The organism is Micromonospora sp. NPDC050276, assembly GCF_044459545.1.
In the GTDB taxonomy this organism is placed as follows: domain Bacteria; phylum Actinomycetota; class Actinomycetes; order Mycobacteriales; family Micromonosporaceae; genus Micromonospora.
The window spans coordinates 478783-503196 of the sequence record NZ_JBITJA010000001.1; the positions used below are offsets into that span (position 1 = coordinate 478783).

A 24414-nucleotide genomic window follows, 5' to 3' on the forward strand; every position below is an offset into this window, starting at 1 on the left:
GGTCGCCGGGCCGTCCGACCGGCGGGCCGTCATGACGCTCCCGCATACCGGCCGGGCGTTGGCCGACGCGGCACCCGTGCCGTACTGGCTCGACCGCCCGGACCGCCCCGACCCGCTGCCGCCACTGGCTGGCCGGCACGCCGCCGACCTGCTGGTGATCGGCGGCGGTTACAGCGGACTGTGGGCCGCGCTGCTGGCGAAACAGGCCGACCCCGACCGGGACGTGCTGCTCGTCGACGCCGGGACCTGCGGTTGGGCCGCGTCCGGACGCAACGGCGGGTTCTGCGCCGCCTCGCTCACCCACGGCCTCGCCAATGGCGTCGACCGGTTCCCCGACGAGGTCGGTGAGCTGGAACGCCTCGGCCGGGAGAACCTGGACGCCATCGCCGCCACCGTCGCCGCCTTCGACATCGACTGCGACTTCGAGCGCACTGGCGAGCTGTCCGTCGCCGTCGAGCCGTACCAGCTCGACGGGTTGGCCGCCGACGCGGACCTGGCCCGCCGGTACGGCCACCGGGTGCGGCTGCTCGACCGCGACGAGGTACGCGCCGAGGTCAACTCACCGACGTACCTGGGTGGCATGTTCGACGCCGACCGGGTGGCCATGGTGGACCCGGCGAAGCTGGCCTGGGGGCTGCGCCGCGCCTGCCTCGACCTCGGCGTACGCGTGCACGAGCACACCCGGGTCGCCGGCCTGCGCGCCGACCGCGCGGCCCTGCACGCGACGACCGTCGGCGGGCCGGACGCCGCGCCCGGCTCGGTGCGCGCGCGTCGGGTCGTGCTGGCCACCAACGCCTTCCCGCCGCTGCTGCGCCGACTCCGAGCGTACCTGGTGCCGGTCTACGACCACGTGCTGATGACCGAACCCCTCACTCCGGCCCAGCGGGACGCCATTGGTTGGCGCAACCGGCAGGGGCTGGCCGACACGGGCAACCAGTTCCACTACTACCGGATCACTCCCGACGGGCGGATCCTCTTCGGCGGCTACGACGCCGTCTACCACTACGGCAATCGGGTCGCCCCGGAGCTGGAGCAACGACCGGCCACCTTCACCACCCTCGCCCGCCACTTCTTCACCACGTTCCCGCAGCTCGCCGACGTGCGGTTCAGCCACCGCTGGGGCGGCGTCATCGACACCTGCACCCGGTTCTGCCCGTTCTTCGGCACCGCCTACGGCGGGCGGCTGGCGTACGCGGCCGGCTACACCGGCCTCGGCGTCGGGGCCACCCGCTTCGGCGCCCGGGTCCTGCTCGACCTGCTCGACGGCGGGAACACCCCGCTGACCCGGCTCGACCTTGTTCGCCGCAAGCCACTGCCGTTCCCACCGGAACCCGTCCGCGCGGTCGGCATCAATCTCACCCGCTGGTCACTGGCCCGCGCCGACGCGCGCGAGGGCCGGCGCGACCTCTGGCTCCGTACTCTCGATCGTTTCGGTTTGGGGTTTGATTCCTGATGCGTGTCCTCCTCGTCGGCGCCGGTGGCGTCGGCTCCGCCGCCGTAGCCATCGCCGCCCGACGGACCTTCTTCGAGACCATGGTGGTCGCCGACCACGACCCGGTGCGCGCCGAACGCGCGGTCGCCGGGCACGGCGACCGTTTCGTCGCCGCCCAGGTGGACGCCTCCTCGGCCGACGCGGTCACCGCGCTGTGCCGGGAGCACCGGATCACGCACGTGCTCAACGCCGTCGACCCACGGTTCGTCATGCCGATCTTCGACGGCGCGTTCGCGGCCGGGGCGGACTACCTGGACATGGCGATGTCGCTGTCGCACGCCGAGACCGGGGTGAAGCTCGGCGACGAACAGTTCGCGCTGGCCGACTCCTGGTCGGCGGCCGGTCGGCTGGCGTTGTGCGGCATCGGGGTCGAGCCCGGCCTCTCCGACGTGTTCGCCCGCTACGCCGCCGACGAACTCTTCAGCGAGATCGACGAGATCGGCGTGCGGGACGGGGCGAACCTCACCGTCGACGGGTACGACTTCGCGCCCTCGTTCTCCATCTGGACCACCATCGAGGAGTGCCTCAACCCGCCGGTCGTCTGGGAGCGGGACCGGGGCTGGTTCACCACCGAACCGTTCTCCGAGCCGGAAATCTTCCACTTTCCGGAGGGGATCGGGCCGGTCGAGTGCGTCAACGTCGAGCACGAGGAGGTGCTGCTTATCCCGCGCTGGGTCAAGGCCCGGAGGGTCACCTTCAAGTACGGCCTCGGCGACGAGTTCATCGAGGTGCTCAAGACCCTGCACAAACTCGGCCTGGACGCGGTCTCCCCGGTGCGGGTACGCGGCGTCGACGTCTCCCCGCGGGACGTGGTGGCCGCGAGTCTGCCCGACCCGGCCACGCTCGGCGCCCGGATGCGCGGCAAGACCTGCGCCGGCACCTGGGTTCGTGGCCTCGGCCCCGACGGGCAGCCCCGCGAGGTCTACCTGTACCACGTGGTCGACAACGAGTGGTCGATGCGGGAGTACGGGCACCAGGCAGTGGTCTGGCAGACCGCCGTCAACCCGGTGGTCGCGTTGGAGTTGCTCGCCTCCGGCGCGTGGGCCGGTGTCGGGGTGCTCGGCCCGGAGGCGCTGCCCCCGATGCCGTTCCTCGACCTGCTGACCAGCTACGGCTCGCCCTGGGGTCTGGAGGAGCGGTGACCGGGCGCTGGGTCCTGAAGGAGCGCCCCCAGTCCCGTGGATCATGGAGTTGTGGTGGGCGGAAGAAGCTATTACGGGGCGTTCGTCCACCACCATAACTCCATGATCGACTCATGGTGGCGGGCTCGGCGCCATAGCACATTCGGGGAGGCTGCGGGGGTTGTGCACAGGGCTCGTGGTTATCCACAGGAGGCTTCATTGGGGTCGAGGATCGGCGGCCTGGTGCTGCAGATTGCTGCGGCATGGCGGAGCCTCTGTATCGATACTCGGAGTTACTCGCAGCCGGCCTTAGCCGGGAACAAGTACGCAGGTCGGCCGAACTCTCCCGCCTGCACCGGATGTCGCGAGGCGTCTACGCACCATCGGCCGACCAGGCCGGGCGCCTACCGGCACTCTTCCGGCGGCTGCCCGCCAGCGCCGTCGTCGGCTTTCACACCGGCGCGCAACTGCATGGCTTCGGTGACGCACAAAGCCCGGATGTGCACGTGATCGTGCCGGCAGGGGAGAACGTCCCGCGTATTCGTGGCGTGGTCATTCACGAGGCGGTGCTGCCGGTGCGCGATCCGGTGCTGCTGGCCGGAGTGCCCTGTGCACCCGCCGTCAGGTGCGCGGTGGACTTGGCCCGGTCGTTGTCTCGAATGGAAACGATGCCGCTGCTGGATCTCTGCCTTCGCGTAGGCGCCTGCCAGCCCGAGGAACTTAGGGTCGAGGTCGCTCGGCACGATCGTTTGCGTGGAGTCTGCCAGGCGCGTGATCTCGTGCCGCGCGCCGATCCTCGGGCGGAGTGTCGGCAGGAGAGTCAACTGCGGCTGGTGCTGATGGACGGGGGCCTGCCACCGCCGGAGCCGCAGATGTGGGTCGTAGACAGCTACGGGATACCCCTCTACCGCCTCGATCTTGGGTACCGGCGACAACGCGTCGGTGTCGAGTACGACGGGTCGTCCCACCTGGACCGTGCCCGGCTCCGGCACGATCGCTCTCGAACGAACTGGCTCGCCGCCAACGGCTGGCAAATGCGCCATTTTACGGACCGAGACCTCTACCGACGCCCCGGCTACATCCTCCAAGCCGTGCTCCCCCTCCTCCACCCCTAGCCACCCCACCCCACCCCGCCCCGGCCCCATCTCGCCCGTCGATCATGGAGTTGTGGTGGGCATTGAATGACGTTTCGCGCCTTTTGTGAGGCACCACAACTCCATGATCGACAGGGTGGTGGGGTGGGGTGGGGTGGGGTGGGGTGGAGTGGGGGCCTCGTGACGCAGGTCACGCGGGAGCGGCGACCGTCGGGGTTCTTGCGGACGGATGGCGCAGAGGGTGTGTGGGCGGCACGAAGTCGACATCTCCTGGGTGGTGGTGGTTTGCCCGTTGGACGTTCGCGTGGAGGATGGCTGCGGCGGGTGCTTACGGAACCCTTAACCCGGGCCTGAGACGGTATGCCGGGCAAGCCGAACTCGGGGGAGCGGAAGACGTGCGGGTGCTGGTGGCGGACGACGAGCGGTTGTTGGCGGACACGGTGGCCGAAGGGCTGCGCCGCCTCTCGATGGCCGTCGACGTCTGCTACGACGGTGACGGTGCGTTGGAGCGGGTCGGGGTGCACCGGTACGACGTCGCCGTACTGGACCGGGACATGCCCGGGCACACTGGCGACGAGGTGTGCCGCAGCATCGCCGACTCGCAGGTCGGCACCCGGGTGCTGCTGCTCACCGCGGCGGCTGGCATCCGGGACCGGGTGGAGGGTCTCGGCCTCGGCGCGGACGACTACCTGACCAAGCCGTTTGCCTTCGCCGAGTTGGTGGCCCGGGTGCAGGCCCTCGGTCGACGGTCCACGCCGGCGCTGCCGCCGGTGCTCGCCCAGGACGGCCTGGTGCTGGACGTGGGTCGGCACGTGGCCACCCGGGACGGCCGCCCGCTCGCGTTGAGCCCCAAGGAGTTCGCGGTGCTGCACGTGCTGCTGCGCGCCGACGGTCAGGTGGTCAGCGCGGAGGAGTTACTGGAGCAGGCCTGGGACGAGTTCGCCGACCCGTTCACGAACGCCGTACGGGTCACCGTGATGACTCTGCGCAAGAAGCTCGGCGATCCTGCGATCATCCACACCGTTCCGAAGGCCGGCTACCGCATCGGCGGTACGGCGTGAGCTGGACGCCCCGACGTCGGGTGCTGCTGGTGGGCCTGCTGGCGCTGCTGGCCGGGCCGGCGCTGCCGGCGATGGGCAAGTGGCTGTCGGGGGTGACCTGGATCTGGGGGCAGCAGTTCTGTGACCTGCCCGTGCCCGGGTTGTCGACGGTCTGCGGCAATGTGCGGCCGGGGGCGTTCGTGCTGCCCCTGGCGGCCGTCCTGCTCGTGACCGTGGCCGCCCTGGTGGGGCTCTGGTTCGGCGCGGTGTGGTGCATGCGCCCGGTCGCTGACCTGGCCGGGCCGATCGGGCACCTCGGCCCGCAGAACCTCGGTCACCGCATCCGGCCTCGGGGCCGCGACGAGTTGGCCCGGCTGTCCCGGGCGATCGACGAGATGATGGAACGCGTCTCCGCCGGCTACGAGGGGCAGCGGCGGTTCGCCGCGAACGCCTCGCACGAGCTGCGTACGCCCCTCGCGGTGCAGCGGACGCTCATCGAGGTCGGCATGGCCCGGACGCTCACCGGCGAGCAGTTGGAGTTGTTGACCAGCCAGTTGCTGGAGACCAACGAGCGGAACGAGCGGCTGATCGAGGGTCTGCTCGCGCTCAGCGAAAGCGACCAGGGCCTGCGCTCGCGGATCCCGCAGCGGCTGGACGCCATCGTCGAGTCGGTGCTCGCCGGGTACCTGGACCGGGCCCGGGAGGCCGGGGTCACCGTGGAGACCCATCTCGAACCCCGGGTGGTCGTCGGCGAGCGGGTGCTGTTGGAGCGCCTGGTCACCAACCTGGTGGAGAACGGAATCAAGTACAACCGGCCGGGCGGATCGCTGACCGTCGTGGTGAACCACACGCCCGCGCTGTCGGTCGTGAACACCGGCCAGCCCGTGCCGGCCGAGGCGGTGGCCGGTCTCTTCGAGCCGTTCCGTCGACTCGCCCGGGACCGGACCTCGCAGGGGGGTGGGGCCGGCCTGGGTCTGGCCATCGCCCGCTCGATCACGCAGGCGCATGACGGCATCATCGCGGCCCGGCCCGCCGAGTACGGCGGCCTGCGGGTCGACGTCCAGCTACCCACCCTGACCTAACTCTTCCACCCACGTCACCGGGATCCACGCACCGCTGGATCCCGCCCGTGGTGTGCCCGAAAGGAGAAACGATGTCACGCACCGTTGGCCAAGTCCGGGTCGATGTCGGGGAGGCCACCCGCTGGCTTGCCGGCCGGGTGGTCCGTACCCCCGTGCTGCGGTCCCCGGTGATCGACGAAATCGCCGGGGCACGGGTCCTGCTCAAGGCCGAGAATCTCCAGCACGGCGGCTCGTACAAGATGCGGGGTGCGCTGCGCGCCGTGGGCCGCCTCGCCGAGGCCGGCCACACCGGGGTGATCGCGCAGAGCACCGGCAACCACGCGGTGGCGGTGGCGTTGGCGGCGCGGCAGCACGGGCTCGCGGCGACGGTGGTGCTGCCGGTCGACGCGGCACCGACGAAGGTCGACCGGGCTCGGGCGGCGGGGGCGCGCGTGGTGTTCGCCGGCACCGCCGTCGAGGAGCGGGTGGCGGTGGCCAACGGGCTCAGCGACGAGAGTGGTCATCCCGTCATCGACGCGTACGACCACCCGGACGTGATCGCCGGGCAGGGCACGGCCAGCATGGAGTTGATCGAGGAGGCCGAGCGCGCGGGTACGCCATTGGACGCGCTGGTCGTACCGGTCGGTGGTGGTGGCGGAGTGGCCGGCGCGTGCCTGGCCGCCGCCGGCACGGGCATCAAGGTGTACGGCGTGGAGCCGGTGGGCTGCGACTCGCTGGCCCGCAGCCTGGCTGCGGGTGTACGGGTCCCGGTCGCGCCGGCGCCGACCATCGCGGACGGGCTGCGGCCGTCCTGCGTGGGCGAGTTGCCGTTCGCCGTCGTGCGGGACACGCTAAGCGGGGTGGTCCGGGTCGACGACGACGAGATCGCGGCGGCGTTCCGGCTGATCCTGATGGAGCTCAAGGTGCTCGCCGAGCCGTCCGGGGCGGCGGGTCTGGCCGGCGTGCTTCGCCTCGCTCCCGAAACGGACCGGCAGCGGACGGTCGGGGTCGTGCTGACCGGCGGGAACGTGGAGGCGGCGCTGGTGGCCCGGTTGATGCTCCCGCGGCCCGTCGAGGTGACGACCGCGGAAGGGGCGGCGGCGTGAGCGCGCCCACGCGGATCGGCATCCTGTTCGGTGGACCGTCGGCGGAGCACGAGGTCTCCTGCGCCTCGGCCCTCGGGGTGGTCCGGGCGCTGGCCGGCGGTGGCTACCGCACGGTCGCCATCGGTGTCACCCGCAGCGGCGGGTTTCGGTTGCTGCCCGACGCGCTGCTGGCCGAGTTGCGTGATCAGCCGCCCGGTGCGCGGGCCATCGACGATCATTTGGTGGTGACCGGGCCGGCCGTCGAGTTGCGGCCCGGTCCGCGTCCGGGTGTCGTGCAGGTCTCCGCGGCCAGCGCCCCCGGCGCGGTGCACGCCGAACTCGACGTGGTCTTCCCGGTGCTGCACGGTCCGTTCGGTGAGGACGGTGTGGTGCAGGGGCTGCTGGAGTCGCTGAACGTGCCGTATGTCGGGTGCGGCATCCTCGCCTCGGCGGTGGGCATGAACAAGGTGGCGATGAAGCGGGCGCTTCGCGCCGAGGGCGTCCCGGTCACCCCGTACGTGGCGTTCGACGCGCAGACCTACCGGGCGGCCGACGACCCGGAGAAGCTGGTGCGTGGGCTGAGTCGGCCATTCTTCGTCAAGCCGGCCAGCATGGGTTCCTCGATCGGCATCTCCCGCGTCGGTGCGGGCGACGACCTGGCCGCCGCCGTGCAGGAGGCGTTCCGCCACGACCAGCTCGTCCTGGTCGAGCAGGGGGTCACCGGCCGGGAGTTGGAGTGCGCGGTGCTCGGCGGCTGGCGGCCGGAGGCGTCGGCGGTGGGCGAGGTACGGGTTGCCGGCGGCTGGTTCGACTACCAGCAGAAGTACTTTGGCGACGCCGACCCGATGATCGTCCCCGCCGTCCTGCCGGACGAGGTGACCGCGCGGATCCGCGAGCTGTCGGTCCGCGCGTTCGCCGCGATCGGCGGTTGGGGGCTGGCCCGGGTCGACTTCTTCTACGACGAGGCGGCCGGTGAGCTGTACGTCAACGAACTGAACACGATGCCCGGCTTCACCGCGCATTCGATGTATCCGAAGGTGTGGGCCGCCGCCGGTGTCAGCTACCGGGAGGTGGTGGACCGACTCGTCGAGCTGGCCCGGGCCCGGCACGCGGAACGGCCGACGAGCACCGTGGGGAGCCTCCGATGATCCTGCTTTCCGATCCCCGGGTGGCGGCCGTGCCCAGCGCCGACGACGGTGACCCGCTGGTTGACCTGCGAGAGCTGCCCGAGCTGCGGCTCGACGGCCGGGCCGCCGACCCGGCCGGGGCGTACGCCCGGCTGCGCGCCGGTGTGGTGAAGCGCCTGCTGGCCGCGCAGCGTGCCCTGCCCGGTGGGATGCGCCTGCTGGTGGTCGAGGGCTACCGGCCGTACCGGGCACAGCTGGCCATCTTCACCGGCTACCGGGACGAGCTGCGCCGACGACACCCGGACTGGTCGCCGGAGCGGCTGCACCGGGAGACCACCAAGTTCGTCTCACCGGTCGAGGTGGCCCCGCACAGCACGGGCGGCGCGGTGGACCTGACGCTGTGCACCGACGACGGTGTGGAGCTGGACCTGGGCACGGCCATCGACGCCACCCCGGAGGACAGCGCCGACGCCTGCTTCACCGACGCGCCGGCGATCGTCGGCACCGCCCGTCGGCACCGGCAGATCCTGGTGGACGCTCTCGGCGGTGCGGGGATGGTGAACTACCCGACCGAGTGGTGGCACTGGTCGTACGGCGACCGTTACTGGGCGCTGATCACCGGGGCGCCGCGCACCCGGTACGGGCCGGTGGACCTGGCCGCCGCCCGATCGATACCCGTGCCGGCTGAACGGTAGGGCGCTCCGGTCCGTACCAGGGGAGGAAGAACACCACCGAGGACGGGAGTGACGGCGATGAGGGTGCAGCGCAGGCACGTGCTGGCGGCGGGTGTGGCGGTGCTCGCCGCGGTGGGCGTGTCGGTGGGGACCAGCTTCGGGTTCGCCGACACGTCCCCCGCACGGTCGTCGGTCTGCTCCGGCTCGGTCACCTTCTCGGCGGAGGGCGGGGCGCCGGCGGCGACCAGCGACCGGTTCCCGGTGGGTACCCGGCTGCGGGTGACCAACCTGGACAACAACCGGGCGGCCACGGTGACGGTGACCGGCCCGTCGGGCAGTTGCGTGCTGCTGAACGCGGCGGCCATGGAACTGGTCCGGGAGCCCGGGAAGAACGTGATCCGACGCAACGTGGTGGAGCGCGTCGACGACGCGGCACCGCCCGCCGGCGCTCCGGCTCCCGGCACGGTCCGCCCCGGCGCCGCGTCGCCCGGCGCGCCCGGCCCGGCGCCCCGGTCGGCCTGCTCGGGGGCGATCACCTTCTTCGAGGAGGCGGCCGGGCCGGCGGCGACCAGCGGACAGTTTCCGGTGGGTACCCGGTTGCGGGTGACCAACCTGGACAACAACCGGGCGACCACGGTGACGGTGACCGGCCCGTCGGGCAGTTGCGTGCTGCTCAACTCCGCCGCCATGGAGCAGATCCGCGAGCCGGGCAAGAACCTGGTGCGCCGCAACACGGTCGAGGTGCTGCGCTGACCTCGGAGGAGGGGCCCGTGCACCGGGCCCCTCCTCGGCTCAGCCGAAGGCCGCGTCGAGCAGGTCCGCGCCCCGATTGAGGTGGGCGTCCGAGATGACCAGCGGGGGTAGGAAACGCAGCACGTTGCCGTACGTGCCGCAGGTCAGGGTGAGCAGACCGGCGGCGTGACAGGCCGCCGAGACCGCCGCGGTGGCGACCGGGTCGGGGGTGAGCGTGCCCGGCAGTACCAACTCCACGGCGAGCATCGCGCCCCGGCCGCGTACCTCGGCGACCCGGGGATCCCGCGCGGCGATGGCCCGTAGCCGGGAGGCCAGCACCGACTCGATCCGTCGGGCCGCGCCGGCCAGGTCCAGCTCGTGCATGGTCTCGATGGTGGCCAGCGCGGCGGCGCAGGCGATCGGGTTGCCGCCGTAGGTGCCGCCCAGCCCACCCACGTGCACGGCGTCCATCAGCTCGGCCCGACCGGTCACCGCGGCCAGCGGCAGGCCACCGGCGATGCCCTTGGCCAGGGTCACCAGGTCGGGTTCGACGCCCTCGTGCTGGCAGGCGAACCAGTCGCCGGTCCGGCAGAAACCGGTCTGGATCTCGTCGGCGACGAAGACCACCCCGGCCGCCGTCGCCCAGGCACGCAACGCGGGCAGGAAACCCGGCGCGGGTACGACGAAGCCACCCTCACCCTGGATCGGCTCGATGAGCAGCGCGGCGACGTTCTCCGCGCCGACCTGCTTCTCGATCATCTCGATGGTCCGGGTCGCCGCCTCCGCGCCGGAGAGCCCGCCATCACGCAGCGGGTAAGACATCGGCACCCGATAAATCTCCCCGGCGAACGGCCCGAACCGGTGCTTGTACGGCATGTTCTTCGCGGTCAACGCCATGGTCAGGTTGGTCCGGCCGTGGTACGCGTGGTCGAACACCACCACCGCCGGTCGCCCGGTCGCGTGGCGGGCGACCTTCACCGCGTTCTCCACCGCCTCCGCGCCGGAGTTGAACAACGCCGAGCGCTTCTCGAACCCGCCGGGCGTCAACGCGTTGAGCTGCTCGCACACCGCCACGTACGACTCGTACGGCGCGACCATGAAGCAGGTGTGGGTGAACCGCTCGACCTGCGCCCGGACCGCCTCGACCACCCGTGGGGCGGAGTTGCCGACGCTGGTCACGGCGATGCCGGCCGCGAAGTCGATCCACTCCCGGCCGTCGACGTCGGTGATCGTCCCGCCGGACGCGCGGTCCACGTAGGACGGGATGACGCTGCCGACACCCCGGGCGACGGCACCGCCGCGCCGCTTGTGCAACTCATCGGATGTGGTCATGGGCCTGTGCCTCATTTCGTTCGCGGCTGCGGGGCTCGCAAACCCGGCTCACTCCTCGCGCTTCACTGAGTCTCGATGTTGTGCATGACGTGCTTGATCCGGGTGTAGTCCTCCAGGCTGTAGACCGACAGGTCCTTGCCGTGCCCGGAGTGCTTGAAGCCACCGTGCGGCATCTCCGAGACGAACGGGATGTGCGTGTTGACCCAGACGCAGCCGAAGTCGAGCCGGCGGGTCATCCGCATGGCCCGGCCGTGGTCCCTCGTCCAGACCGAGGCGGACAGGCCGTAGTCGACGCCGTTGGCCCAGCGCACCGCCTCGTCCTCGTCGGAGAAGCGCTGCACGGTGATGACCGGCCCGAACACCTCGTCCTGGATGATCTCGTCGGCCTGACGCAGCCCGGAGACCACCGTCGGCGCGTAGAAGTAACCGCGCTCGCCCTGCCGGGACCCGCCGGTCTGGATCGCCGCGTGGTCCGGCAGGCGGTCCACGAAGCCGCTGACCCGGGCGAGCTGGTTGGCGTTGTTCAGCGGACCGTAGAGCACGTCGGCGTCGTCCGGGGCGCCGGTCTTCGTGGTGCGGGCCTGCTCGGCGAGCGCCGCCACGAAGTCGTCGTGGACGCCCGGACCGGCCAGCACCCGGGTGGCCGCCGTGCAGTCCTGCCCGGCGTTGAAGTAGCCACCCAGCGCGATGGCCTCGGCCGCCGCCGCCACGTCCGCGTCGTCGAAGACCACCACCGGGGCCTTGCCGCCCAGCTCCAGGTGGGTCCGCTTCAGGTCCGGGGCCGCCGCGGCGGCGACCTCCATGCCCGCGCGGGTCGAGCCGGTGATCGACACCAGCTGCGGGGTCGGGTGCGACACGAGGGTACGACCGGTGTCCCGGTCGCCACAGACCACGTTGAACACCCCCGGCGGAAAGAACTCGGCGGCGATCTCGGCGAGCAGCAGCGTCGACACCGGCGTGGTGTCCGACGGCTTGAGCACCACCGTGTTGCCGGCGGCGAGCGCCGGGGCGATCTTCCAGACCGCCATCATCAGCGGGTAGTTCCAGGGGGTGACCTGCGCGCAGACGCCGATCGGCTCTCGCCGCACGTAGGAGGTGTGCCCGGCCAGGTACTCCCCGGCGGACCGCCCCTCCAACATCCGGGCCGCGCCGGCGAAGAACCGGAACTGATCCACCGCCGGGGGCAGCTCCTCCTCGGCGGTGAGCTGGCGGGGCTTTCCGGTGTTGCGCACCTCGGCGTCGACCAGCTCGGCGGCCCGCGCCTCCACGGCGTCGGCGAGCTTGAGCAGCGCCCGCTGCCGCTCGGCGGGGGTGACCTCCCGCCAGCTCTCGAACGCGGTGGCGGCGGCGCTCATCGCCGCGTCCACGTCGGCGACACCGGAGACCGGCGCCTGGGCGAACACCTCACCTGTGCAGGGGTCGACCAGGTCGGCGTAGCCGCCATCGGCCGGGTCGACGTAGGAGCCGTTGACGAAGTTGCGCAGCTGCTGCTGGTCACTCATGACGGGATCACTCCGAGGGGGCCGGGGGTGCGGTTCTGCGGCGGTTATCGCAATCTCCCTGCCATCTTCGCTACCGAATTCGCGGCAGACAAGGGTTATCGCGACTGTTTCCGTCGACAGGTCAACCGGCTACGCTGCTCGGCGTGGAGTCCGCACCCTTCTTCGTCGCCTCCCGCCCCGCCACCGGCGAGGGTGAGCTGACCGTCCACCACCCGTACGACGGCCGCCCGGTGGGGCGTACCACGGTTGCCACGCCCGACCAGGTCGACGCCGCTCTCGCGGCGGCGGCCGGAGTGGCCGCGCAGGCTGCGGCTCTGCCCGCGCACGCCCGCGCGGCGGCCCTGGACCACGTGTCCCGGCGGCTCGCCGAGCGCGCCGACGAGGTCGCCGCCCTGATCACCGCGGAGAACGGCAAGCCACTCAAGTGGGCCCGCGCCGAGGTCGGGCGTGCGGTGTCGACCTTCCGGTGGGCCGCCGAGGAGGCCCGGCGCTTCTCCGGCGAACTGCAACGCCTCGACACCGACCCGGCCGCCAGTGGGCGGATCGCGCTGGTTCGCAGGGTGCCGAGGGGGCCGGTGCTGGGCATCACGCCGTTCAACTTCCCGCTCAACCTCGTCGCCCACAAGGTGGCGCCGGCCATCGCCGTCGGTGCGCCGATCATCGTCAAGCCCGCACCCGCGACCCCGCTGTCCGCGTTGCTGCTCGGCGAGTTGCTGGCCGAGACCGACCTCCCGATCGGCATGTTCTCGGTGCTGCCGCTGCCCAACGACCGCGCCGCCGAACTGGTCAGCGACCCCCGGCTTCCGGTGGTGTCGTTCACCGGGTCCGGGCCGGTGGGCGCGGCCATCCGTCGGGCGGCACCGGAGAAACACGTGACGCTGGAGTTGGGCGGCAACGCGGCGGCGGTGCTCTGTGCGGACTGGACCTCCGACGAGGACCTGGACTTCGCCGCGCAGCGCATCGCGACGTTCGCCAACTACCAGGCCGGCCAGTCGTGCATCGCCGTGCAGCGGGTGTACGTGCACCACAGGCTCCACGCCGACTTCCTGCCCCGGCTGGTGGCGGCGGTGCGAGGGCTGCGTACCGGCGACCCCGCGTCCGAGCTGACCGACGTCGGGCCGATGGTGTCCGAGGACGCGGCACGCCGGGTCGAGACGTGGGTGGACGAAGCGGTCGCCGCCGGCGGCACCGTCGAGGTGGGCGGCCTCCGCGACGGCGCGACCTACCCGCCGACCGTGCTCACCGGTGTGCCGGCGGACGCCAAGGTCGTCGCCGAGGAGGTCTTCGGGCCGGTGCTGGTGGTCGCCCCGGTCACCGACGACCAGGCCGCGTTCACCGCCGTCAACGATTCGGCGTACGGGCTGCAGGCCGGCGTGTTCACCCGGCGTCTGGACGTGGCCTTCGCCGCCGCCCGCACGCTGGAGGTGGGCGGGGTGATCGTCGGTGACGTGCCGTCGTACCGCGCCGACCAGATGCCGTACGGCGGAGTGAAGGGCAGCGGTGTCGGCCGGGAGGGGCTGCGCAGCGCGATGGACGACTACACCGAACCCCGGGTCATGGTGCTGACCGGCCTCGCGCTCTAGCCCGGCCGGGCTAGCCGGCCGGCCAGGTGCCGTCGTCGCGGACCCGGGCAGGAGCGCGGCCGAGCAGCAGCGTGGTCAGGGCCGCGTCGATGGTGTCGCCGAGGAACCACTCGCCGGCCTGATCGAGGGCGAAGACCCGGCCGCGCTCATCCACCGCCAGGATGCTGTCCTGCTGCTCGGTGCCGATCGGGAAGAGGCGTACGCCGAGGACCGCGCCGAAGTCGGCGAGGGTGTCGGCGGTGTGCGCGATGGTGTGCGGGCGGATGTCGAAGCGGGAGATCCACACCTGCTCACCCCGCCCGCGCCGGGCGCCGACGAGGCTGGGGAAGGCGGTCAGCGCCTCCACGGCGGCCGGGAAGACCGTGTGCTGATGGTTCACCCCCGCCACCGCGGTGACGTCCCGTACCGCCGCGGCGGCCATGATCTGATCCCCGATGTGTGGTCGCCACCCGGCCGCGACCAGCGCGTTGGCGACCTCCGCCGGGAAGCGCCCCGGATCGGGGTCGGGCGCCTCCGGCGCGTGCCAGGGCTCGGTGTAGGCGCGAGCCGACTCCGGCAGGACGTTGGCCCGCACCAGGAAACTGATGCACGAGTCGCAGGGCAGCTCGGCGGGCCCAGCAGCGGGATCACCCGGCTCGCGGACCCGGAAGACCTCGAAGCGAGCGTCCTCCAGCAGCGCGGCCGCCTCGGCCCGGCCCATCGGGGCGATGCCCTCGGCGGCGCGGCGGTGATCGTACTCATGCAGGACGTCGGAGACCACGATCAGCTCGGCATGGGCCTCCCCGCCGCGAACCAGCTCGCCCGGGGGCAGCTGGTGGAGATAATCGCGGACCAGCGGGTGATGGTTGAGTGGCACCTCGGCCCTCGTGCCCTGGGCCGTCCAGATCCGCCCGTCGATGGTCAGATGCGCCTCGGTGTTCGGCGTGACGCCCCGGTTGATCTCCCGGACCAGCAGACTCGACGGGTCGACCGTGCGGGGAGCGGTCGGCCCGGTGGGCTGGCTGCGCCGGTACATCTCCGCCACCACCGTGCTCGGCACCCGGGGCCAGGTGGTGACCTTGCCGGTCTGCTTGTCGATGACGGTCGTCGGCAGGTCACCCGGCACGGTGCGCACCTCGGTCGGCACCACGGACGTGATGACGTAACCGAGGTCGAACTCGTCGACCATCGCGGTGCACTCGTAGCCGAGGCGCTGCGAGTCGCGGCGGGCCCAGGTGGCCGCGAGCTGCTCGGCCTGTTGACGGTCGATCACGCATTGAAACTACCGGACTACACGGATCGATGGCGGCCGGTATTGTTTCGCTCTACCGACGGTGACGGGAGGGGCGGCGGTGGGCGAGCAGGCGGACCGGGGCGTCAATCGCGAGCTACGGGCCCGATTCGACGACGTGTACGGGCAATACCAGCAGCTCAGGTCCGGTTTGGACACCCTCCAGACGCGACTCGCCGCGCTGCGCGTGACCCGCCGGTCGGCCGACGGGCAGGTGACGGCGACGGTGGGCGCGCAGGGCCAGGTGATCGAGGTCGAGCTGACGCCCGCCGTCTACCGGGACCGGGACGTCGCCGCGCTCAGCCGAAAAGTCACCGAAACGATCCGGGCCGCCGCGAGCGCCGCCGCCGACGCCACACGTGACCTCGTCGCCGAGAGCATGCCGGCCGGCTCCGGGTCGATGGACTTCCTCAAGACCGGCGACTACGCCGCGCTGCTCGGCCGGGCCGACGCCGCGCTCGGCAAGGGTGAGGGGGCGGCATGACCGACGGGCAGCTCTGGCTCGATCCGCTCCGGGCCCGTCGGGGCGGCGCCGACCTGGCACTAGCCGGCGAGGCGGTGACGGCCCGTCGGGCCGCCGAGGGTGGCGCCATCGAGGCCGCCAGCGGCGCCAGGCCATGGGGTCGTGACGACATCGGCGCCGCGTTCGAGCGCAACTACCGCGGGTTGGAGCAGACCGTGCTGCGGGCCTGGGCGGGGGTCGGGCATCGGCTCACCGAGCTGGGCAACGACGTGGTCGAGGCGGTCGATGCGAGCGTGCAGACCGACGGGGCCAACGCCATCCGGCTCGGTCGGGCCGCCGACCAGCGCTGACGGCCGACGATCTGAGATGAGCGTGCTGCCGAGTCCCATCCCGCACCCACTGGACTACGCACCGTGGGACGTGCCCGGCTGGATCTACGAGGCCCTCGACTGGGTGGTCGGTGTGCAGTGGCCGGAGGGCAACGAGCGGGCCGTCTGGGACGTCGCCGACCAGTGGTACGCCGTCGCCTCCGTGCTCGCCGGGCCGCACAACGACGCCGCCACGGCCGCCGTCGAGGTGCGCAGCGGGTACGGCGGTGTCGGAATGGTCGACGCGGCGTTCGAGGCGGCCTGGCGAAGGATCGCCGAGGACGCCGACGCCCCGCTGCCCGTGCTGCTCGCGGTCACGGCCGACCTGGGCCGACTGGTCGAGGAGTGTGGCTGCGACATCGAGGGCGCCAAGCTGGAAGTCTGGATCGAGCTGGGCATCCTGGTCATCGAGTTGCTCACCGTGGCGGTCGCGGCGGTGTTGACCGCCGGTGCCGCGACCCCGGCGGCCGGCGCGGCGATCACCGCGACGCGGCTGCTGGTCCAACAGATCTTCAAGCGGCTGATGGGCCAACTGGCCAGCAAATCCCTCAAGCACGGGCTCAAGGAGGCCGGTGAACGGGCCGCCAAGGAGGTCGCCCGCGGAGGCGTACGGGGGCTCGCCAAGCGGGCCACCCGCGAAGGGCTGGAGGAGGCTGCCGAGGAGGCCGGGGTCACCCTGGCCACCCAGGCGTACCAGAACTCCACCGGGCGGGCCCACGGCCTGGACCTGACCGACCTCGGTGCCTCGGCGGTCGGGGGGCTCGCCGGTGGGGCGGTGGCTCCGCTGGCCGGTCTGGGCCGGCACGCGACCGGGCGAGCCGCGCGGGTCGGGGAGCACCTGGGGCGCGAGATGACCGGCGAAGTGCTCGCCGAGAACGCGGCCAGCATGGCGACCGGCCAGGGCCTGACCTCAATGGAGGACGTGGCGCGTGCTGCCGCGTCCGGCGCCACCGGTTCGGCCACCGGCCAAACCGACCACGCGCTACGCGCCCGGCTCGACGCGCAGGCCAATGCCCTCACCGGAGCATCAATCGCGGGATCCTCCCTTTCGCCCGTGCCGCCTGTCGCCGCGGATTCGGCGTCTTCCTCCCCGAGTGCCGCGTCCGCGGCGGACGCTGCGTCTGCGACGGTCTCGTCCGCGGTGGCCGTCGGCGGCGTGGCTTCCGGTGGTCTGGGCCCGGCTCCGGGCATCCCTGCGCAGGCCACGGAGGCTGTCACCACGTCATCGCCGGACCAACCGGCGTCGGCGCGCGCCGAGGCGTTGACGTCCTCGGGCGTCGGTGAGGGGCGGGAAGCCCGGCTCGCGTCTTCGACGGTGTCCGACGTGACCACCACGTCACCGTCGCCGGTCGACCCGGTGTCCGACGTGGACGCGGAGGACCGTTCGGTGCGCCCGTCCGAGGCGGCGACGCCGTTGCCGGGCGGGCCGGTCGGGGAGAGAGTGGGCGCACCGCACCCGCTCACCAACGACCCCACGCTCTCGGCGGCCGCCGATCCCGGCCGGTCGGCGGTGGCGGCCGATCCGAGGCCGCCGGTGGCTGCTGATCCGACGCTGTCGTCGGTGGCTGCTGATCCGGCGCTGTCGTCGGTGGCCGCGCCCGTCGCCGGGGCCTACGAATCGAGCAGCGGGCCGGCCTCCACCGGTGCCCCGTCGGGCCACGCCGGCCAATCGCCGCACGCCAGCGCCTCCGCACCCACCGCTTGGTCTCCGACGACTGGGACGGCCACGCCGACCATCGCCCCCGGCCCGACAACGCCGGTCCCGTTCGCCGCCCCGGCCACCACCAACGGCCCGTCGCCGGTTGTCCCCACCCAACCGGTGGTGGGTCGATTCGCCGTGCCAGCGCGGGTTCCGACCCGGGAGGTCCGCGCGCCCGACCACCCGGCCCGGGGAAGGGCGTCGATCCCGGTCGACGTGGCCGCGTTCGGTGCCCCGCCGGTGCGCGAGACCGAGACCGACGACTCGTACGCGGCGCAGTGGGCCGCCGCGGCCGAAGCCGCCGAGCGGCAGCGCTACCAGGGCCACTACGAAGCCCAGCGGACCGGATTCGAGGCCAACCGCCGGCAGGCCGAGGCCGCCCGACTACGCGCCCGGGCAGCAGAGCACGATCGCCGGGCCGTCGAGTACGCCACCTACGCCCGACAGTTGCACCAAGCCGGCAACCGGCAGTGGTCCGACGGCTGGCAGCGGGCCGCGAACGACGAGGCTCGCGCGTACTCCCAGTGGCGTGACCTGGCAGACGCGGTGCTGGCCGGCACCACGGCGCCCGCGGTCGTAGACATCGGCGCCGCCACCTTCGAGCACGCCAACCGGGACGTGGGCGCGCTCGCGCTCGGCGCGGTAGAGGCCACCGGCCCGTCCCGGCTCACCGGCGACGACAATCCCCCGCCGATCGACGACTCCCGACCGTACGGGCGGCCCGGGGGCCTGCGCCCACCGCTCGCCCTGCATCAGGTCGACGTCGAACGGCAGGTGCCCCGCGACCCGGACGGCACCGTGACCCGCACCGCCGACCCCCGACAGGGCGGCTGGTTCCGGCTCCTGAACGACGGCGGCCCCGCGGCCGACGCCACCCGGGGCATCAACTGCCTGGACTGCACGCTGTCGCTGTTCGAGACGTGGGTGCACGGGCGACCACGCGTGTCAGCCCCGCGAACCTTCGACGGCTACCTGGATGGTGACACTCGGCGGCCCATCCGGGGCGAGGCAGGCGGCCCGGGACGGGTCGAGGACGTGACCGGCGGTCGCTTCCAGCAACTCCTCGCCCCGCAGACCGGCCAACGCCCGAACGCCGAACAGGCGCGGCAGGCCGCCGACCGGGGCTACCGCAATCTGCACGACCAACTGCTGCTGGGCGGCCACGGCAGCTACGCGTTCATGGTCACCGAGTGGCCGCACGGCGGTTCGCACGCCTGGGTGGCGCTCAACCAAAACGGCACCGTGCTCTACGTGGACCCGCAGAACAACGTGGTCCGGGACCGGCCGCTCTACCCCGACGTGGTCGGCATCGACGCGCTCGTGCTGAGCGGGGACGGCCGACCGATGCCGCTCGGCGGACTGCCCCGGGGCCGGTTCAGCGAGCGGCCCGACCTGCCGGATCACCCGCCGACACACGACAACGGCAGCCACGGTGACCCGTACATCAACCGGATGTACCTCCTCCTTGACGGCCCGGGCTCCGTGCAGCAGCCGGAAACGCCGAGCGACGCGACCGCAGCGAATGAGTCGCGTGATCCAGGGGCGGAGCTGGCGCAACTTACGACAGCGGAGCTGGCAACTCTCACGAATCTCCGTCAGCGCGCACTCGCGGTCGCCGATCAAGTCGAGGAGACTCTGACTCAGGTCGGGCGGAACGTGACAGAGGCGATGGGCCTGAGAGTGCCGGTGCAGCTGCGCGACCGCGCTTTTCGTGTCAAGGGGCTGGATTCGCTGGCGCGGAAGTTCGTCGACGAGGCGCGAGGCCTGAACATCGGGGTCGAGGAGTTTTCAGAGACGGTTAACGACGTGCTCCGATTCTTGTTCGAGATGCCGCCCGGGGAGAATTATCGGCGCGCGGTTCAGCTGGTACTCGCGGGCCTTGTGGAGGCCGGGTTCTCCGTCCCGCCGTCGGACCTCAAGAACTTTTGGCGGGCAGGCAACAGGTTCTACGGATTCAACTGCACCCTACGATCTCCCGACGGGTTCCTCGTCGAGCTGCAGCTGCACACGCACGGCTCGCGGGAAGCTTGGATGCAGACTCATGGTGATTACGAGATCCTGCGCAGGGTCTCCATCAGCCCGGAGGAGCATGTACAAGCGTTCCTACGGATGCTTGCCGCGAACCGTGAACGTCGGATGTCGGAATCCGTCCCACCCGACTTGGAGGATCATTTCCCCACAAAGGACGCAAGTTTTGCCAAGTGGTTGAGTCGGAATGGAGACGCCTGGCAGAAGTATCGATCGTGGCTCGATCGTCAAGGGGTCAGCTTTTCGCAAGTAGTGCATGGGTTGGGGTTAAATTCTTCCGACTTCCCGATAGCACCGGACGTCGCCGTCAAGTTGGAGAAAGAGATTGTTGACGTATTACGTAATCTACCGGAATGACGAGAGGGCAGGAGGTCCCGCCGGACTCTTTGTGATGGACGTAGGGGAAGGTAAGGCGATCCTTTGGGATCACCGCAGCGGGGGCTGGGCCTTCGATCCAGCTCTGGTTGTGCGCTTTGTCAATGATTATCGAAATGATGACCGCTATGAAACCGTTGATCGGGCGGCGGCCGAGAGGGTTGCCGAGACCATCAGCGGGGGTGCCGAACTGCCGGACGAGGACGATATCCGAGCTATGTTCGCGGCTGGCGCCAGCGCCGCTGGTTCGCAGTCGTCCGGTCAGCCGTAACCAAGGGTGCCGCCGAAGGAGCAGGCCATCATCCGCGGGATTCGGCAGCGGACGTTCGTCATGTTCGAGGAGCAGCTTCGCGCGGCCGGTGACCTTGGCGCGGACCCCGATATAGCCGATGGACGCTGATGTGGCGTTGGCCCGGGGGAAGATCCTGCACGCGCGTTTCCTCGATACCGGGTTGGAGGACGCGGCGGAGCTGCCGCTCTTCGAGCGGGCGGCCGGGCTCTACTGGGAGTTGGGTGACGCCCGTGGTGAGGGCGAGTCGCTGTTCTGGGTGGGCACGGTCCACCAGGTGATGACGCCTGACCGGGAGTCTGTCGTGGAATGCGCTCGGCGAGGTGGTTGTGGCGGAGCCGAATAAGATCGACCCGTGGCGAAATCCGGTACGCAGAGCAGCACGTCCAATCTCTGGGCCTGGCCGGTTGGCATCCTGATCGGCTTGGCGATCGGCATTCCCGTGTTCGGGGCGAAGGGTGGTGTTGCCTTCGGTGTCGCCCTCGGCGTCGCCTTCGCGCTCGGCCTGGGTGTGATCCGGGGCCGGGCTGCAGGCGATCCTGCCCAGGGTGGCCAGGACGGCAGGGCTGCCGGGGACGGCGCCGATGCCTCAAGTCGAGGGTGATCGACTCCGGTTCATTGATGTCGGGGCATCAAGGCCGCAGGGATGGCCCGACTTTCAGGACGTCGAGTGGATCATGGCGGGCGGCGGGCGCGGGGCCGGGCAGTGTGGCCGAGGCGGTGGCCGTACAGGAGGGGTTGCGGCCGTTGGTCGACCTGGTCGGGCCGGGTCCGAGCGCTCCTGCGACGGTGGCTGGGCTGGATGTCGCGTACGCCGAGGGTGGTGACCTTCTGGCGGCAGCCGTGACGGTCCTGGATGCCCGGACGTTGACCGTGGTGGACTCCGCGGTCGGTGTGGGGCGGCCGGCGTTCGGCTACGTGCCGGGGTTGTTCGCCTTCCGCGAGTTGCCCGCGTTGCTCGGTGCGCTTGACCGCCTGACCACCATTCCGGATCTGCTGCTCTGCGACGGGCACGGGCTGGCCCATCCGCGCCGGTTCGGGCTCGCGTGTCATCTCGGGGTGGTCACCGGATTGCCCACGATCGGGGTGGGCAAGACGCCGCTGGTGGGGACGTGGGAGCCGCCGTCGGCGGAGCGGGGCGCCTGGTCGCCGTTGCGGGACGGCGGTGACGTGGTCGGCCGGGTGTTGCGGACCCAGGACAAGGTGAAGCCGGTCTTCGTCAGCGTCGGGCATCGGATGAGCCTGGAGAACGCGACGACGCAGGTGCTCGCGTTGACTCCGCGCTACCGCCTGCCGGAGACCACCCGCACCGCCGACCGGCTCTGCCGCGACGCCCTCCGCGACGCGCAGCAGGCCGGATCGGCCGACTGATTGGCTGGTCAGCCCGGCCGACCGGGGGTTGGTGGGCGGGCCGTAAACCGTAACGCCGCACACATGCCGGCCGCTCTATGACCGGTGGGGTGGGTGGGCCGGTAGTAGCCTGACCCGCGGACCCCACCCGGGGAGAACGGTGAGGTGATCATGACTGTGCGTCGACGCGTGGCACGGCTCGCGGCGGTCTGCGGTCTGGCGGGCGGCCTGGTGATGCTTGGTGCGTCGCCGGCGCTGGCCGACGAGGACTCGGTCCGGGTGGGTGCGGCCAGCAGCTTCGCCGCCGGTGGTTCCGCCCAGGGGGTGAACGTCGCGGTGCGCAAGCGCACCGACGGGTGCGTCCTGCTGCGCACCGCGCTGGGCTTCCAACTTGAGAATCTCCAACCGAACCAGGTGGCGGTCGAGGTCAACGCGGGCGGGCGCTGGTTCCCGGTGGCCGTCAGCGGCGGCGCCGGCAACGTGTCGACCGCGCAGACGTCGCCCTCGAAGCCGACCCTATGCAAGGGCAAGAGCATCACCGTGCGCTACCGGGTGGCGTTCGCGACCGATACCCCGGCAGGCCGGCTCATCGTCACGGGCGCGGGTCTCCGTGCCGACGGCCACCTGCTGGGCCGCGCCTCCGACGCGGCGCGGCTGACCGGCGCGCGGGTCACGCCGTCGCCGACGCCGTCGAAGAAGCCGACGCCCACCCCGAGCCCGACCGAGGCCGCGACCGTCGACGAAGCGGTGAACCCGGCGGCGCTGGGCGTCGCGTCCAACCCGCCGGACACCACGGCGACCGCCGCCGAATCGTCCGGAGGTGGTTCGCCGGTGATGTTCTTCGGCATCGTGCTGGTGGCGGTCGGTCTGCTGCTCATCGTGCTGCTGTTCCGTCGCTCGCGACAGGATCGGAAGCCGACCGACGAGGAGCCCGGCATCCTGCCGGGCAACCCCGGTGGCACCACCTACCGGGCCGGGGGTGGGTTGCCGGCCGCGCCCAATCGCCCCGGCCAGGTGTACGGCCAGCAGCCACCGGCCGCTGGTTGGGGTACGGTGCCGTCCCCGCGGCCCGCCACCGGTGGCGTCTACGGTGCCCGGCCGGGCATTCCCGCGCCCGCGCCGGAGGCGACGCAGCCGATGCCGGGGCGGCCCGAGGGTCGGCAGCTGCCTGGGGATCCGCCCGCCGACGGTGACGGTCACACGGTCTTCATACCCCGGCTCCCCGGCTGACCGGGGTACGACCCGGCCCCTCCGTTAGGCTCAGGATCGGTGTCTAACCTGCGGCCAAGGAGTGGAACACGTGTCTGATCTGTCCCAGATTGTGAAGGCGTACGACGTCCGAGGGACGGTGCCGGACCAGTGGGACGAGCGGGTCGCCGAGGCGCTGGGAGCCGCTTTCACCCAGCTGCTCAACTCCACCGACGAGCCGGGCGACGCGGTCGTCGTCGGGTACGACATGCGGGCCACCTCGCCTGGTCTGGCGACCGCCTTCGCCGCCGGCGTACGCGCCGAGGGGCGCTCGGTGATCGAGATCGGGCTCGCCTCCACCGATCTGCTCTACTACGCCTCCGGCTCGCTCGACCTGCCCGGCGCGATGTTCACCGCCAGCCACAACCCCGCGCAGTACAACGGCATCAAGATGTGCCGCTCCGGCGCCCGGCCGATCGGCCAGGAGAGCGGTCTGGCCGAGATCCGGGACCGGGCCCAGGCCCTGCTGAGCTCGGGCGACGCCCGTCCCGCCGGTGCGCCGACCCGCCCCGCCGAGCGGCGCGACCTGCTTCCCGACTACGCCGGCTACCTGCGCAAGCTGGTCGACCTCTCGGGCATCCGGCCGTTGAAGGTGGTGGTCGACGCCGGCAACGGCATGGGTGGCTTCACCGTTCCGACCGTGCTGGGCGACGCGGCCCTGTCGCCGCTGCCGCTGGAGATCGTGCCGCTCTACTTCGAGCTGGACGGCAGTTTCCCGAACCACGAGGCCAACCCACTGGACCCGGCGAACCTGGTCGACCTCCAGCGCGCGGTGGTGGAGCACGGAGCCGACATCGGGCTGGCCTTCGACGGTGACGCCGACCGGTGCTTCGTGGTGGACGAGCGCGGTGAGCCGGTCTCGCCGTCGGCGATCACCGCTCTCGTCGCCGCCCGTGAGCTGGCCAAGCACCCGGGTTCCACGGTGATCCACGGCCTGATCACGTCCAGCGCGGTCGCGGAGATCATTCGGGAGCACGGCGGGCAGCCGGTCGTCGCCCGGGTCGGGCACTCCTTCATCAAGGCCGAGATGGCGCGGACCAACGCCGTCTTCGGCGGCGAGCACTCCGCGCACTACTACTTCCGGGACTTCTGGTTCGCCGACACCGGGATGCTCGCCGCGATGCACACGTTGGCCGCGCTGGGCGAGCAGTCGCTGCCGCTGTCCGTGCTGGCCGGTGAGTACGAGCGCTACATCGCCTCCGGTGAGATCAATTCGACGGTGGTCGACCAGGCGGCGGCGGTGGCCGAGGTGCGCGCCGCGTACCCCGACGCGGTGGCCGACGAGATGGACGGGCTCACCCTGCGTTTCCCCGACGGCGCGTGGTTCAACCTGCGTGCCTCCAACACCGAGCCGTTGCTGCGGCTCAACGTCGAGGCGCCCACCCGGGATCGGATGGTCTCGCTCCGGGACGACGTGCTCGACCGCGTTCGCCGATAAGATCGCCTGCGCCGGTCGGCACCGCCGTCGGTCAAGCCGCACA

Annotated in this window: 22 protein-coding genes; 19 read left to right on the forward strand and 3 right to left on the reverse strand. The window is 71.6% G+C overall.

Annotated elements, in window-relative coordinates; all coding sequences use genetic code 11:
- Positions 1 to 31: 31 nt before the first annotated feature.
- The 9 genes from ACIBF8_RS02260 to ACIBF8_RS02300 all read left to right on the forward strand — a co-directional run bounded on the left by ACIBF8_RS02260 (position 32) and on the right by ACIBF8_RS02300 (position 9447).
- On the forward strand, positions 32 to 1453 hold the full coding sequence (locus tag ACIBF8_RS02260) for an NAD(P)/FAD-dependent oxidoreductase (protein WP_396780494.1): 1422 nt from the start codon (positions 32 to 34) through the stop codon (positions 1451 to 1453).
- On the forward strand, positions 1453 to 2634 hold the full coding sequence (locus ACIBF8_RS02265; protein ID WP_396780495.1) for a saccharopine dehydrogenase family protein: 1182 nt from the start codon (positions 1453 to 1455) through the stop codon (positions 2632 to 2634). Before ACIBF8_RS02260 ends, ACIBF8_RS02265 begins: the two co-directional genes overlap by 1 nt.
- Before the next feature lie 242 nt (positions 2635 to 2876).
- Positions 2877 to 3728 carry a DUF559 domain-containing protein gene (locus ACIBF8_RS02270; protein WP_396780496.1) on the forward strand — a complete coding sequence of 284 codons (852 nt, stop codon included), beginning with the start codon at positions 2877 to 2879 and terminating at the stop codon, positions 3726 to 3728.
- 374 nt (positions 3729 to 4102) lie between these two features.
- A complete protein-coding gene (locus tag ACIBF8_RS02275) occupies positions 4103 to 4768 on the forward strand; it encodes a response regulator transcription factor (protein WP_396780497.1) in 666 nt (221 codons plus the stop codon).
- Positions 4765 to 5829: a sensor histidine kinase gene (locus tag ACIBF8_RS02280; RefSeq protein ID WP_396780498.1), complete on the forward strand. Its 1065-nt coding sequence runs from the start codon at positions 4765 to 4767 to the stop codon at positions 5827 to 5829. Before ACIBF8_RS02275 ends, ACIBF8_RS02280 begins: the two co-directional genes overlap by 4 nt.
- A gap of 71 nt (positions 5830 to 5900) precedes the next feature.
- A complete protein-coding gene (locus ACIBF8_RS02285; protein ID WP_396780499.1) occupies positions 5901 to 6914 on the forward strand; it encodes a threonine/serine dehydratase in 1014 nt (337 codons plus the stop codon).
- Positions 6911 to 8041: a D-alanine--D-alanine ligase family protein gene (locus ACIBF8_RS02290; RefSeq protein WP_396780500.1), complete on the forward strand. Its 1131-nt coding sequence runs from the start codon at positions 6911 to 6913 to the stop codon at positions 8039 to 8041. Before ACIBF8_RS02285 ends, ACIBF8_RS02290 begins: the two co-directional genes overlap by 4 nt.
- Entirely contained in the window at positions 8038 to 8715 is a 678-nt protein-coding gene (locus ACIBF8_RS02295) for a M15 family metallopeptidase (protein ID WP_396780501.1), read from the forward strand. The genes ACIBF8_RS02290 and ACIBF8_RS02295 overlap by 4 nt, the downstream gene beginning before the upstream one ends.
- 57 nt (positions 8716 to 8772) lie before the next feature.
- The gene (locus ACIBF8_RS02300; RefSeq protein ID WP_396780502.1) at positions 8773 to 9447 is read left to right on the forward strand and encodes a hypothetical protein; all 675 of its coding nucleotides are present in this window, start codon (positions 8773 to 8775) and stop codon (positions 9445 to 9447) included.
- 39 nt (positions 9448 to 9486) lie between these two features.
- Here ACIBF8_RS02300 and gabT read toward each other — a convergent pair whose 3' ends face one another.
- Entirely contained in the window at positions 9487 to 10758 is a 1272-nt protein-coding gene (gene gabT, locus ACIBF8_RS02305) for a 4-aminobutyrate--2-oxoglutarate transaminase (protein WP_396780503.1), read from the reverse strand.
- Positions 10759 to 10820: 62 nt separating this feature from the next.
- Positions 10821 to 12260 carry a gamma-aminobutyraldehyde dehydrogenase gene (locus ACIBF8_RS02310; protein ID WP_396780504.1) on the reverse strand — a complete coding sequence of 480 codons (1440 nt, stop codon included), beginning with the start codon at positions 12258 to 12260 and terminating at the stop codon, positions 10821 to 10823.
- 143 nt (positions 12261 to 12403) lie between these two features.
- Here ACIBF8_RS02310 and ACIBF8_RS02315 point away from each other — a divergent pair, with 143 nt between their 5' ends.
- The gene (locus tag ACIBF8_RS02315) at positions 12404 to 13843 is read left to right on the forward strand and encodes an aldehyde dehydrogenase family protein (protein WP_396780505.1); all 1440 of its coding nucleotides are present in this window, start codon (positions 12404 to 12406) and stop codon (positions 13841 to 13843) included.
- A 10-nt stretch (positions 13844 to 13853) separates the two neighbouring features.
- Here ACIBF8_RS02315 and ACIBF8_RS02320 read toward each other — a convergent pair whose 3' ends face one another.
- The gene (locus tag ACIBF8_RS02320; protein WP_396780506.1) at positions 13854 to 15095 is read right to left on the reverse strand and encodes an SUKH-3 domain-containing protein; all 1242 of its coding nucleotides are present in this window, start codon (positions 15093 to 15095) and stop codon (positions 13854 to 13856) included.
- A gap of 79 nt (positions 15096 to 15174) precedes the next feature.
- Between ACIBF8_RS02320 and ACIBF8_RS02325 the strand changes: the two genes are divergently transcribed.
- From ACIBF8_RS02325 to ACIBF8_RS02365, 9 genes are all read left to right on the forward strand, one after another.
- Positions 15175 to 15597 carry a YbaB/EbfC family nucleoid-associated protein gene (locus ACIBF8_RS02325; protein WP_396780507.1) on the forward strand — a complete coding sequence of 141 codons (423 nt, stop codon included), beginning with the start codon at positions 15175 to 15177 and terminating at the stop codon, positions 15595 to 15597.
- Positions 15594 to 15926 (forward strand): hypothetical protein, encoded by a 333-nt coding sequence (locus tag ACIBF8_RS02330; RefSeq protein ID WP_396780508.1) that lies wholly within the window; start codon positions 15594 to 15596, stop codon positions 15924 to 15926. Before ACIBF8_RS02325 ends, ACIBF8_RS02330 begins: the two co-directional genes overlap by 4 nt.
- Positions 15927 to 15942: 16 nt before the next feature.
- Positions 15943 to 20028 carry a toxin glutamine deamidase domain-containing protein gene (locus tag ACIBF8_RS02335; RefSeq protein WP_396780509.1) on the forward strand — a complete coding sequence of 1362 codons (4086 nt, stop codon included), beginning with the start codon at positions 15943 to 15945 and terminating at the stop codon, positions 20026 to 20028.
- Positions 20000 to 20317, forward strand: a complete 318-nt coding sequence (locus ACIBF8_RS02340; protein ID WP_396780510.1) for a hypothetical protein — start codon at positions 20000 to 20002, stop codon at positions 20315 to 20317. Before ACIBF8_RS02335 ends, ACIBF8_RS02340 begins: the two co-directional genes overlap by 29 nt.
- Before the next feature lie 118 nt (positions 20318 to 20435).
- Positions 20436 to 20681: a hypothetical protein gene (locus ACIBF8_RS02345; RefSeq protein WP_396780511.1), complete on the forward strand. Its 246-nt coding sequence runs from the start codon at positions 20436 to 20438 to the stop codon at positions 20679 to 20681.
- Between the two features lie 9 nt (positions 20682 to 20690).
- The gene (locus ACIBF8_RS02350) at positions 20691 to 20939 is read left to right on the forward strand and encodes a hypothetical protein (RefSeq protein WP_396780512.1); all 249 of its coding nucleotides are present in this window, start codon (positions 20691 to 20693) and stop codon (positions 20937 to 20939) included.
- 116 nt (positions 20940 to 21055) lie between these two features.
- Complete coding sequence (gene nfi, locus ACIBF8_RS02355; RefSeq protein ID WP_396780513.1) at positions 21056 to 21706, forward strand: deoxyribonuclease V; 651 nt, start codon at positions 21056 to 21058, stop codon at positions 21704 to 21706.
- 150 nt (positions 21707 to 21856) lie between these two features.
- A complete protein-coding gene (locus tag ACIBF8_RS02360) occupies positions 21857 to 22915 on the forward strand; it encodes a hypothetical protein (RefSeq protein WP_396780514.1) in 1059 nt (352 codons plus the stop codon).
- A 70-nt stretch (positions 22916 to 22985) separates the two neighbouring features.
- On the forward strand, positions 22986 to 24371 hold the full coding sequence (locus ACIBF8_RS02365) for a phosphomannomutase/phosphoglucomutase (RefSeq protein WP_396780515.1): 1386 nt from the start codon (positions 22986 to 22988) through the stop codon (positions 24369 to 24371).
- Positions 24372 to 24414 lie beyond the last annotated feature (43 nt).

Coding starts and splice junctions, on each gene's coding strand:
- ACIBF8_RS02260 (WP_396780494.1), top strand. CDS start 32: ATGACGCTCCCGCATACCGGCCGGGCGTTGGCCGACGCGGCACCCGTG.
- ACIBF8_RS02265 (WP_396780495.1), top strand. CDS start 1,453: ATGCGTGTCCTCCTCGTCGGCGCCGGTGGCGTCGGCTCCGCCGCCGTA.
- ACIBF8_RS02270 (WP_396780496.1), top strand. CDS start 2,877: ATGGCGGAGCCTCTGTATCGATACTCGGAGTTACTCGCAGCCGGCCTT.
- ACIBF8_RS02285 (WP_396780499.1), top strand. CDS start 5,901: ATGTCACGCACCGTTGGCCAAGTCCGGGTCGATGTCGGGGAGGCCACC.
- ACIBF8_RS02295 (WP_396780501.1), top strand. CDS start 8,038: ATGATCCTGCTTTCCGATCCCCGGGTGGCGGCCGTGCCCAGCGCCGAC.
- ACIBF8_RS02300 (WP_396780502.1), top strand. CDS start 8,773: ATGAGGGTGCAGCGCAGGCACGTGCTGGCGGCGGGTGTGGCGGTGCTC.
- gabT (WP_396780503.1), bottom strand. CDS start 10,758: ATGACCACATCCGATGAGTTGCACAAGCGGCGCGGCGGTGCCGTCGCC.
- ACIBF8_RS02310 (WP_396780504.1), bottom strand. CDS start 12,260: ATGAGTGACCAGCAGCAGCTGCGCAACTTCGTCAACGGCTCCTACGTC.
- ACIBF8_RS02330 (WP_396780508.1), top strand. CDS start 15,594: ATGACCGACGGGCAGCTCTGGCTCGATCCGCTCCGGGCCCGTCGGGGC.
- ACIBF8_RS02335 (WP_396780509.1), top strand. CDS start 15,943: ATGAGCGTGCTGCCGAGTCCCATCCCGCACCCACTGGACTACGCACCG.
- ACIBF8_RS02345 (WP_396780511.1), top strand. CDS start 20,436: ATGGACGCTGATGTGGCGTTGGCCCGGGGGAAGATCCTGCACGCGCGT.
- ACIBF8_RS02360 (WP_396780514.1), top strand. CDS start 21,857: ATGACTGTGCGTCGACGCGTGGCACGGCTCGCGGCGGTCTGCGGTCTG.